Raw genomic sequence first — 10,780 nt, 5'->3', positions numbered from 1 at the left:
ATTTGCGGATGCTCGTGCAAATCAAAAATTTTGTTGAATTTTTTTCAGTACACCGTCATTTAAAACAAATAAATTGCAGATAATTAAACCTATATTATTCCAGCAGAATATACTTTGTTACTGCTTTTTATTTAATTTTGTTTCCTCAAGAAATTTTTCCCGTCAATGGCTGAAACTACATCAAAAACCGAAATTACCTTTGCAGACTTCAAACTAGAAGTGCTAAACGATTACAAAATTGCAACAATCAGCAGAGAATGCAGTCTTCTTGGTCGAAAAGAAGTGCTAACAGGAAAAGCAAAATTTGGAATCTTCGGTGACGGAAAAGAAGTGCCGCAATTGGCAATGGCGAAAGCATTTCAAAACGGCGATTTTCGTTCAGGATATTATCGTGATCAAACGTTTATGATGGCAATTGGTCAATTGTCTATTCAGGAATTTTTTGCCGGTTTGTACGGTCATTCCAATTTAGCACACGATCCCATGAGTGCCGGAAGACAAATGGGCGGACATTTTACCACTCATTCAATCGACGAAAATGGCAACTGGAAAAACCTGACGCAACAAAAAAATTCTAGTGCCGATATTTCTCCAACTGCAAGTCAAATGCCGAGATTGTTAGGATTGGCACAAGCCTCCAAAATTTATAGAAATGTACGAGGCTTGGAAGATTTTACTGATTTTTCTAAAAAAGGAAATGAAATCGCATGGGGAACCATTGGTAATGCTTCTACTTCCGAAGGATTATTTTTTGAAACCATCAATGCCGCAGGAGTTTTACAAGTTCCCATGATTATCAGCGTTTGGGATGATGATTACGGAATTTCAGTTCATGCCCGACATCAAACCACCAAAGAAAGCATATCAGAAATCCTTAAAGGTTTTCAGCGCGATACAACTGTAAAAGGGTACGAAATTTTAACGGTCAAAGGTTGGGATTATCCAACTCTTGTCGCTACTTACGAAAAAGCCGCCGAAATTGCTCGTGAAGAACATGTTCCGGTTTTGATTCACGTTCAAGAACTGACCCAACCTCAAGGTCATTCCACATCGGGATCGCACGAACGGTATAAAGACACCAACCGATTAGCATGGGAAACCGATTTTGATTGCTTAACGCAAATGAAAAAGTGGTTACTTGAAAATGATTTGGCTTCCGCCGAAGAACTAAATACCATTGAAACCAACTCAAAAAAAGAAGTTCTGGAAGGGAAAAAAATTGCGTGGGCAGCTTTTATAGCACCTATGAAAGAAGAACAACAAGAATTAGTTTCGTTATTAAATTCAATAGCAACAACAAGCGCCAGCCAAGTTATTATCGAAAAAGAAGCATCAAATTTGGCATCCATAAAAGAGCCTATTCGTAAAGATATTTTAACCGTTGCCCGTAAGGTTTTGCGAATGATTGTTCATGAAAGCGGAAGGACACAACTAGCGGATTGGATTGCGAATTATACGAGCAAAATTCAACCCAAATTCAGTTCGCATTTATTTTCACAATCAGATAAAAATGTTTTGAATGCAACCGAAATTGCTGCCACATATCTCGATGATGCGCAAGAAGTAGATGCGCGATTGGTTTTGCGCGACAACTTTGATGCACTCTTTTCAAAATATCCGGAAGTGTTGGTTTTTGGCGAAGATGCCGGAAATATTGGTGACGTCAATCAAGGTTTAGAAGGCATTCAGGAAAAATACGGAGAACTTCGTGTCGCTGATGTGGGCATTCGGGAAGCCACAATTATCGGTCAAGGAATAGGAATGGCACTGCGCGGTTTGCGCCCCATTGCCGAAATTCAATATTTAGATTATTTGCTTTATGCCATCCAAATCATGAGCGATGATTTGGCAACGCTGCAATACAGAACTCGTGGCACACAAAAAGCACCTTTGATTATTAGAACACGCGGCCATCGTCTGGAAGGTATTTGGCATTCGGGTTCACCAATGGGAATGATTATCAACGCCGTTCGTGGCATTCATGTATTGGTTCCTAGAAATATGACCAAAGCCGCTGGTTTTTACAATACCTTGTTAACCACCGATGAACCAGCATTAGTAATCGAATGTTTAAACGGCTACCGTTTGAAAGAAAAAATGCCAACCAATTTAGGCGAATTCAAAACTGCCATTGGCGTGGTAGAAACTTTAAAGACAGGAAGCGATATTACGATTGTTTCCTACGGTTCAACACTTCGAATTATAGAACAAGCTGTAAAAGAGTTACTGGAAGTAGGTATAGATGCCGAAATTATTGATGCGCAATCCTTGTTACCCTTCGATATAAATCATGATTGTGCAAAATCGGTTACAAAAACCAACCGTTTGCTGGTAATTGATGAAGATGTTCCCGGCGGCGCAAGTGCTTATATCCTGCAACACATTATCGAGGAACAAAAAGCATATTCCTATCTTGATAGTCAGCCGCAAACATTGACAGCAAAAGCGCATCGTCCTGCTTACGGTACCGATGGCGACTATTTTTCGAAACCATCAGCAGAAGATGTTTTTGAAAAAGTATATGCCATGATGCATGAAGCAATGCCAAATAAATTTCCGAGTTTATATTAATACTAAAAATAATGCAACAAAAGCAATTACTAGACTTAACCGAAACCTTCGGAAATCCACTATATGTTTATGATGCCGATAAAATTGAATATCAGTACCAGCGTTTAAATAATGCTTTTAAAGTAGAAAAACTTCGCATTAATTATGCGATGAAAGCCTTGTCCAATGTTTCTATTTTAAAACTATTGAAGAATTTAGGTTCAGGATTAGATACCGTTTCTATTCAGGAAGTACATCTGGGTTTGCATGCAGGTTTTACGCCCGACAAAATTATTTTTACCCCAAATGGTGTTTCCTTTGAAGAGATTGAAGAAGTAGCCAAACTGGGCGTTCAAATCAATATTGACAATCTTTCTATTTTAGAACATTTTGGCACAAAATATCCAAAAGTTCCTGTTTGTATTCGTATCAATCCCCATGTCATGGCGGGTGGCAATGCTAATATTTCGGTGGGGCATATCGATAGTAAATTTGGGATTTCTATATATCAAATTCCGCATGTTTTAAGAATCGTTGCCAATACCAAGATGAATATCAACGGAATCCACATGCACACAGGTTCAGATATTTTGGATATTGAAGTATTCTTGTATGCCTCGGAAATTCTGTTTGATACAGCTAAACAATTTGCAGATTTAGAATTTCTCGATTTTGGTTCCGGATTTAAAGTCCCTTACAAAAAAGATGACATCGAAACAAATATTGAAGAATTAGGGGAAAAACTAACCAAACGTTTTTTGGCATTCGAAAAAGAATATGGTCGTGAGCTCACCTTGGCTTTTGAACCCGGGAAATTTTTAGTAAGCGAAGCTGGTTATTTTTTAGCCAAAGTAAATGTCGTAAAACAAACCACATCAACCGTTTTTGCAGGAATAGATAGCGGTTTTAATCACCTGATACGACCCATGTTTTATGGCTCACAACACAGCATAGAAAACATCTCAAACCCCAAAGGAAAAGAACGGTTCTACACCGTAGTAGGTTACATTTGCGAAACCGACACCTTTGCCAACAACCTCAAAATAGCCGAAATCCAAGAAGGTGATACCCTTTGTTTTAAGAATGCAGGAGCATATTGTTTCTCAATGGCGTCTAACTACAACTCCCGTTTTAAACCTGCCGAAGTGTTATGGAAAAATAACAAAGGGCATCTAATACGAGAACACGAAACCCTCAACGACTTGCTGCAAAACCAAATTATGATAGATTTATAATCATAATCCTAAATATCCAATACCGCAAAAGCATCTTTTAGAGATGCTTTTTTTGTGACTAGGTTATAAAATTCCTCCTCTAATCCCGTTAATTATTTATAAGATATTTTTATATATTTGAAATTGTAATAAAGATTGACGGGTGTCAGACTAATAAACCCACATTTGGTTAGATTAGTCTGATTTTATCAGACTAATAAATGAATTATAAATAAGCGTAGCGCCCCCAGGAATGAAAGACATTAATCGAAACTTTATGAAATATTATTATTTATCCTTTATTGTTTTTTTAATCTTTTCATGTACAAAGGAAGACGAGAATAATGTTGAATTTATATCCCTTGAAATAAATTCATGGGGCAAATCTGATTATAATGATGTGCAAATTTTTAGAAAACAAAATACTTATAAGCTTTTTGATACCTGTGATTTCAACATTAATTGGATTTACAATTTATCGTCAAAGTTATGATAGCTATAGAGAAACCCGAATTTTATTTTGGGGGTTGAATGGAGAAAAGGATACAAGCAAAGCCCTTTAAAACCGTTTAGCGAAGTAACTAATTTAATTTTCTTCAACCACATAAACGCATGCACTTCGTACCACTTTTTAAAACCATTCTGTAGTACTAAATAACTATTTACTTTTGTAGTACTATTTACTTGACGCCCCTGTTTCTATTTTCAATCCTTACTTTAATTCAATTGTTCTTGAAATACTTCAAGTAAAAATTTAGGCGAAATCATTTTGTTGGGTGAAGCTTCCATTGCTTTCAAAACACGTTCAACAGCATTTGGATTTAAACCCATATTGATGCCAATTTCATGTATTTTTACATGCTCGCGTTCATGCAAAACTCCGTCACTATGCATCAATAAAGCCAAACGATAAAATTGCTGCACGCGTTCAAATTCAGATTTAATAACAACAGGATACGCTTCTTGATGAAACAAGTTCTTAAAATCGGCTTTTGGTATCTGCAGTTGCTCCGCAATCATCGTCAGGAACAAATGTTCTCGTTCATGCAGCTTACCATCTATAACCGAAAAGGCAATCATTTCCAACAAAAGTGCTAATCGTTCCTCGTAATTGTTCATCAAGTGGTTATTAATTCTGAGCTAAAATATAATTTTTTGCGAAATTTTGCTACTTTATAGCTTTCAATTCATTTTTGATTTATTTTTACATTACTAAAAATGAAATCATGAAAAAGTTAAACCTTATTTTTTTAATACTACTACTCTGTGCTGTGACTGCCAAAGCGCAATTTGGAAACCCCAACAATAGCTTGAGATCTAACAGGATGCCAATGTCAGCGCCCAAAAAACCATCAGCAGAGGAAGTTGCAAAAAATAAAGAAGAACAAATAGATAAGTTCATCAATAAGCTAAAAAAAGATTTAACGCTGGATGAACTTCAAACGATAGCCATCAAAAACGAAATAGTAGCCAATAGTCGCAATATAGATATTGTAACAAAAAAAGAAATTTCGGACGAAAGTAAATCCAGCGAAATAAAAGCAATGATGGACAAGACCGAAGTAATCATCAACTCCTATTTGAATAAAGAGCAAAAAGAAAAATATATTGCTTTAAAAGCAGGTGGTAAATCCAAAACAAAAGATAAAAAAACCAAAAAAGAGGACACAAATACCGAAAAATAAAACTTAACCATACTCCATTTGAAACCTTATTTGTGGTTACTAATTGTATTAATTTTTGGCACTATCACGGCACAGCAAACAACCGCCAGTAAGCAAATTTCTACTTTTACAATTGACGCACCTCAATTAAAAATCACCAAAAAAATTTGGGTCTATCTACCCAAAAACTACAGCCAAACAACCAAGAAATACCCTGTCATTTATATGCACGATGCACAAAATTTATTTGATGCAACAACCTCTTACATGGGCGAATGGAATGTGGATGAAACCTTGGATAGCATCAGTGCGCAAGTTATCGTTATTGGGATTGAACATGGCGGAGACAAACGTATCGAAGAATTAACGCCATTCAAAAATACCAAATATGGTGGCGGTAATGCCGCTGCTTATTTAGACTTTATTGTAGTTACTTTAAAACCAAAAATTGATGCCACCTACCGCACTAAAACCAATTCAAAAAACACAGCCATTATGGGAAGTTCGCTTGGTGGGCTGGTTTCGTTTTACGCCGCATTAAAATACCCAAAAGTATTCGGGAAAGTAGGCTGTTTCTCGCCCGCATTTTGGTTTAACCGAATTGAGCTCAACGAATTACTAGCAAAAACTAAAGATTTTAAAACAAAAATCTATTTTTTATGTGGTGATAACGAAGGCGATGCCGATGTAATCCCCGACATGAAAAACATAGAACATTGGGTCAACACAAAACGTTGTGAATGCCTAAAACTAAACAAAGAAGTTATCGTCAAAGGAGGACAACACAACGAAAAATTGTGGAGAGAACATTTCAAAAAGGCGTATCTTTGGCTGTTTTAATTGGGTATTGGTTTTTAGGACTTGAGTCTTTGCTTTTTGCTCTTTGCCAAATGACTTTTGCCTTTCGCACTTTGCTTTTTGCCTTTCGCTCTTGAATTTTTAATTATAAATTTTAAAAAAATGAACAACAACGATATTTTTAAAAAACTTCGCGTAGCCTTGCAATTGCGAGACGATCAAATTGTAGAAATCCTCGAACTAGTAGATTTTATAATGTCAAGAGGAGAAATAGGCAACTTGTTTCGCAATGAAGACCATCCTAATTTTATGGAATGTGGCGATCAAGTGTTACGTAATTTTTTAAACGGATTGGTAATTCATCTGCGTGGCACCAAGGAAAATCCCAAAAATGCCATGGAGGTTATCAAACAAAATCAAGCAGTAGTAAAGAAAAATAATGCTGAAACCAGAACCAAAAACGAACAGAGCGCAGCTAAAGCTAAACCAGATTTCGCACGAACCAACAGCAAACCCAACGAAGCGAAACCTAAAACCAATTTCAAAAAGAAGCCCTTTAATCCCAAAGATAAAAAACCAGCACCAAAAATTCCGATAGTTGAAAAAGTTACCTTTAAAAACGGAAAAAAATAATTATTACATGGGGATAAATGATATATTTGCTTATCAATAAACCAATTAACCAAACATTATAACAATGAAACTAATCTGTAAATTTGTAATGGCCTCTCTTGCAACGGTCGTTTTTTCGTGCAACAATGAGGCTGAAAAAGCCAACAGTACTACTTCAAAAATCAGTACAGCAACATTAACTGTTACCCCAAAGAAATTTTTATTCGATGCTACAAAAGCCGAAACAGCAGGCAACGCTGATTGGGTAATTGATGAAGATTCCTCAAATCCACAACGCATTCCAACGCCTGCACAAGCAACCATTACGGCTACAACTCCCGAAAATTATTGGACAGGAGCGCTTTCGTCATGGGGAATTGCTTTAGTAAAACTGGGTCACACCGTAGAAACTTTGCCCGTAGGAACTGCTATTACTTATGGTGGTACGGGAGCCCAAGATTTGAAAAACTATAGTGTATTTGTAGTGGATGAACCCAACACACGATTTACAGCCACCGAGAAAACTGCCATTTTAAACTTCGTAAAAAACGGTGGCGGATTATTTATGATTTCAGACCATACCATTTCAGACAGAAATAATGACGGCTGGGATTCTCCCGCAATATGGAATGATTTGATGTCAAATAATGCGGTACAAACCAATCCTTTTGGAATTACCATTACCTTAAATAATTTTTCAGAAACTACTTCTAACCGCTTAAGCGCAACAACCAACCCCATTTTGAATGGCTCGCAAGGAACCGTTTCCCAACTGAAATATTCCAATGGCGCTTCAATGTCTATTACAACTACTGTCAATCCTACTGTTCAAGGACTCATTTGGAGAAGCACTTCATCGCAAGGAACCTCAAACATTATGTGTGCTTCGTCCACTTTTGGAACCGGAAGAGTTTTCGCAATTGGTGACAGTTCGCCTGCCGATGACGGAACAGGTGCTGCTGGTAATACACTATATCCTGGTTGGACCGAGCTAGCTTCGCACGCGCGTTTGCATCTCAATGCTTCATTGTGGTTGGCGAAGTTGTAAAACTTAATTATAGAATAAAAAAATCCCCTCGTTTTAAAACGAAGGGATTTTTTTATTAATCATCTTTAATGGTGATGACCACTTCTTCATCGAACTTGTATTCGCCTTTTTTATAAACATCTTTGTTGGGCAGTACAACTTCGTATGTATAAATGCCTTTGGGTAATAAAAAGAGGCATTCTTTACCGTTTTTTTGTATAACGAGTTCTTTTTTAATCTCGTCTCCTTCCTCGTTTTTACCCACTATCCTGAAAGTAATTTTATCAACCAGTTTGTTTTTGACGCAAACACTTTCAATAAATTTACTATCCGATTTAGCTCCTTTGGCGGTTTTAAAAATACTTAAACCGGTTAGCAGTAATTCTCCGCCTTTAAGAGCAGTTTGAAGATCGGATTGGGCAAAGCATAAAGTAGGTATTATTAGTAATACCATTTTAAATTTTGACAACATGGCTCCAAGTTGTACCTCATCAAATCTTAAAAATGAAATCTACGCTTATTGAAATTTACTTTGTTCTAACAATGTTAATAACTTGTCTATCATGATATTTCTCTAAATTAATATTGTACTTACCTGAAATAGTGTCCATAATATTTTTGAAATTATTAAGGTCATATTCTTTACTATCTAATTTAATTTTAGATTTACTATTTTTAGAATTAATAATTGATTGAACTAATGCATTATCATTATTTGTAGAATAAGCATCCAAACTAGTTGATTCTATTTTAGTATCACTTGATATGTATGTTTTTTTTGAACAATTAACGAGTGAGAACATTAATAGAATTAACAATATTGTTTTTTTCATCTTAGTATTTTTTTATTGGTACTAATTTAAGGTTAAAAAATTAAATCTACGGTTTTAATTTACAAACATTGCTCAAACCACAAACATTATTCAATGCCTGAGTTGCTGCACTTCCTGGAACAAAAAAACGCACACCAGTAACATCATCTGAATACCATAAGCCGGCAATCGCACAATCACCACCTCCATACCAAAGTCCATGAGTTGCTGTAACTCTATTTCCATTTACATCATTTAATACATAAATAAAACCACTTTCATTAGAACAGGCATTAGTTACTTCTATTGAAGTGAAACGGTCAGATTTAAATTTAAAAGGTTTAGTAGAAATTAATTCTGCTTCCACAACTTCAAAATCAGAACTTTCAATTTTGTCTAAGTCATTTAATTTATACAAACTCTCGAGTTTTAAAAATTTCAACTCTACTTTTGGGTTCTCCTGTCCATAAGATATACTACTAAACACTACCACGGCAAATAAGCCAAATACTAATTTTTTCATTTTTAATTGTTTTTAAAATTATACATTTTTTCCGTTTAACAAAACATTTCGCGATATATTTTGATATTGTAAAATTGCTACTATTCTTAACCATTGCCAAACAACAAATTGTTTAAATCAAACAACTTATTGTTTGAAATTATTAAAAAGTTGTTTGAAAAAACATCCTTTTTATACAATAAATCTGTAATTCCTTCGTTATACTCTACCACACTTTAATAAATTTCAAATACCACAAAAAACAAATTATTAATAATTAAAAAAATCAAAACCATGACAACAGGTATTAAATTGAAATTGTTACGAGAAAAAAGAAAATTATCCCAAGAAGAATTGGCCTATAAAATAGGTGTAGTTCAGGCCACAATTGGCAATTGGGAACGTGGTAAAAGCATTAAAGTGGATTATATCCCCAAATTGGCTGATATACTAGAGGTGTCGTCAACCTATTTTATGGAAGAAAGTCAGCCAATAATTAATGATCCAATTACTGATGCAATAGTCAATAATGAAACAGGTTTTGAAATAACAATAAAAACTCCCAATACTTTATTTGATGACCTTAATAAAAAAATGGATTTTATAATTAACCAGTTCAATGGTGTCTTATAATTACTAAGTCAATAAAAACAAAATCAACTTACAGTATATACAACAAAAAATCCTGAGCTTTCACTCAGGATTTTTTTTATTCGTTTCGATGTCTTTTCTGTTCGCGCGCCAACAAGGTATTCTTCAGCAGCATGGCAATCGTCATTGGACCAACCCCGCCGGGAACTGGTGTTATATATGAGGCTTTTTTTGAAACCGCTTCAAAATCTACATCACCGGTAATTCGGTAGCCTCTTGGATCATTTTTATCTTCAACACGTGTAATTCCAACGTCAATTACGACTGCATCATCTTTAATCATTTCGGCTTTCAAATAATTAGGAACACCAAGAGCCGTGATAATAATATCAGCTTGTGTTGTGATTTGGGCAATGTTTTTAGTATAACTATGAGTGAGTGTTACGGTTGAATTTCCCGGAAAACCTTTTCTTCCCATCAGTATACTCATTGGCCTTCCTACGATGTGACTTCTTCCAATCACAACAGTGTGTTTGCCTTTGGTTTCAACATTATATCGCTCTAATAATTCCAAAATTCCAAAGGGTGTTGCCGGAATAAAAGTGGTCATATCCAGCGCCATTTTTCCAAAGTTTTCAGGATGAAAACCATCTACATCCTTGCTTGGATCAATGGCCATTAATATTTTCTGTGTATCAATTTGTTCGGGCAAAGGCAATTGAACGATGAAGCCATCGATATCATCATTTTCGTTAAGTTCAGCAATTTTTTTCAATAGCTCCGTTTCCGAGGTGGTACTTGGCATTTGGATTAAAGTCGATTCAAATCCAACCAATTCACATGCTTTTACTTTGCTTCCTACATAAGTTAAGCTTGCACCATCATTGCCCACAATTACAGCCGCCAAATGAGGAACTTTTTCATGGTTTAACTTCATCTTGTCAACTTCAGCTGTGATTTCGAGTTTGATGTCTTTAGCGATTTTTTTACCGTCCAATAATTTCATAATT

12 protein-coding genes are annotated in these 10,780 nt (G+C 35.5%); 7 read left to right on the top strand and 5 right to left on the bottom strand.

Translation table 11 applies throughout. The features are described 5' to 3' along the window. Positions 1-165 precede the first annotated feature (165 nt). Together Q0Q96_RS01690 and lysA are read left to right on the top strand one after the other, a co-directional pair. Positions 166-2,571 (top strand): alpha-ketoacid dehydrogenase subunit alpha/beta, encoded by a 2,406-nt coding sequence (locus tag Q0Q96_RS01690; protein ID WP_293870918.1) that lies wholly within the window; start codon positions 166-168, stop codon positions 2,569-2,571. 11 nt (positions 2,572-2,582) lie between these two features. Then, positions 2,583-3,785: a diaminopimelate decarboxylase gene (lysA, locus tag Q0Q96_RS01685; RefSeq protein WP_293870915.1), complete on the top strand. Its 1,203-nt coding sequence runs from the start codon at positions 2,583-2,585 to the stop codon at positions 3,783-3,785. 696 nt (positions 3,786-4,481) lie between these two features. Here lysA and Q0Q96_RS01680 read toward each other — a convergent pair. After that, a complete protein-coding gene (locus Q0Q96_RS01680) occupies positions 4,482-4,886 on the bottom strand; it encodes a TerB family tellurite resistance protein (RefSeq protein WP_366068773.1) in 405 nt (134 codons plus the stop codon). Positions 4,887-4,990: 104 nt separating this feature from the next. On the opposite strand from Q0Q96_RS01680, the gene Q0Q96_RS01675 reads away from it, so the two are divergent. The 4 genes from Q0Q96_RS01675 to Q0Q96_RS01660 all read left to right on the top strand — a co-directional run bounded on the left by Q0Q96_RS01675 (position 4,991) and on the right by Q0Q96_RS01660 (position 7,886). After that, positions 4,991-5,449, top strand: coding sequence for a hypothetical protein (locus tag Q0Q96_RS01675; RefSeq protein WP_293870910.1), 459 nt, complete (start codon positions 4,991-4,993; stop codon positions 5,447-5,449). 18 nt (positions 5,450-5,467) lie between these two features. Beyond that, positions 5,468-6,268 (top strand): alpha/beta hydrolase-fold protein, encoded by an 801-nt coding sequence (locus Q0Q96_RS01670; protein WP_293870907.1) that lies wholly within the window; start codon positions 5,468-5,470, stop codon positions 6,266-6,268. A 120-nt stretch (positions 6,269-6,388) separates the two neighbouring features. After that, positions 6,389-6,859: a DUF1456 family protein gene (locus Q0Q96_RS01665; protein ID WP_293870905.1), complete on the top strand. Its 471-nt coding sequence runs from the start codon at positions 6,389-6,391 to the stop codon at positions 6,857-6,859. A gap of 64 nt (positions 6,860-6,923) precedes the next feature. After that, positions 6,924-7,886, top strand: coding sequence for a hypothetical protein (locus Q0Q96_RS01660; RefSeq protein WP_293870902.1), 963 nt, complete (start codon positions 6,924-6,926; stop codon positions 7,884-7,886). Between the two features lie 55 nt (positions 7,887-7,941). On the opposite strand, the gene Q0Q96_RS01655 is transcribed toward Q0Q96_RS01660, so the two are convergent. The 3 genes from Q0Q96_RS01655 to Q0Q96_RS01645 form a co-directional block, all read right to left on the bottom strand. Next, positions 7,942-8,319 (bottom strand): hypothetical protein, encoded by a 378-nt coding sequence (locus tag Q0Q96_RS01655; protein ID WP_293870900.1) that lies wholly within the window; start codon positions 8,317-8,319, stop codon positions 7,942-7,944. Between the two features lie 73 nt (positions 8,320-8,392). Then, positions 8,393-8,698: a hypothetical protein gene (locus Q0Q96_RS01650; protein ID WP_293870898.1), complete on the bottom strand. Its 306-nt coding sequence runs from the start codon at positions 8,696-8,698 to the stop codon at positions 8,393-8,395. Between the two features lie 46 nt (positions 8,699-8,744). Beyond that, entirely contained in the window at positions 8,745-9,200 is a 456-nt protein-coding gene (locus Q0Q96_RS01645; protein ID WP_293870896.1) for a hypothetical protein, read from the bottom strand. A 273-nt stretch (positions 9,201-9,473) separates the two neighbouring features. Between Q0Q96_RS01645 and Q0Q96_RS01640 the strand changes: the two genes are divergently transcribed. After that, positions 9,474-9,812, top strand: coding sequence for a helix-turn-helix transcriptional regulator (locus tag Q0Q96_RS01640; RefSeq protein ID WP_293870894.1), 339 nt, complete (start codon positions 9,474-9,476; stop codon positions 9,810-9,812). A gap of 76 nt (positions 9,813-9,888) precedes the next feature. Here Q0Q96_RS01640 and Q0Q96_RS01635 read toward each other — a convergent pair whose 3' ends face one another. After that, complete coding sequence (locus tag Q0Q96_RS01635; RefSeq protein WP_293870892.1) at positions 9,889-10,776, bottom strand: bifunctional 5,10-methylenetetrahydrofolate dehydrogenase/5,10-methenyltetrahydrofolate cyclohydrolase; 888 nt, start codon at positions 10,774-10,776, stop codon at positions 9,889-9,891. Between the last annotated feature and the right edge of the window lie 4 nt (positions 10,777-10,780).

The organism is Flavobacterium sp., assembly GCF_025352015.1.
Taxonomy (GTDB): Bacteria; Bacteroidota; Bacteroidia; order Flavobacteriales; family Flavobacteriaceae; genus Flavobacterium.
The sequence above is the reverse complement of the archived record's forward strand: the minus strand, read 5'-3'. Positions and strand labels throughout refer to the sequence as shown.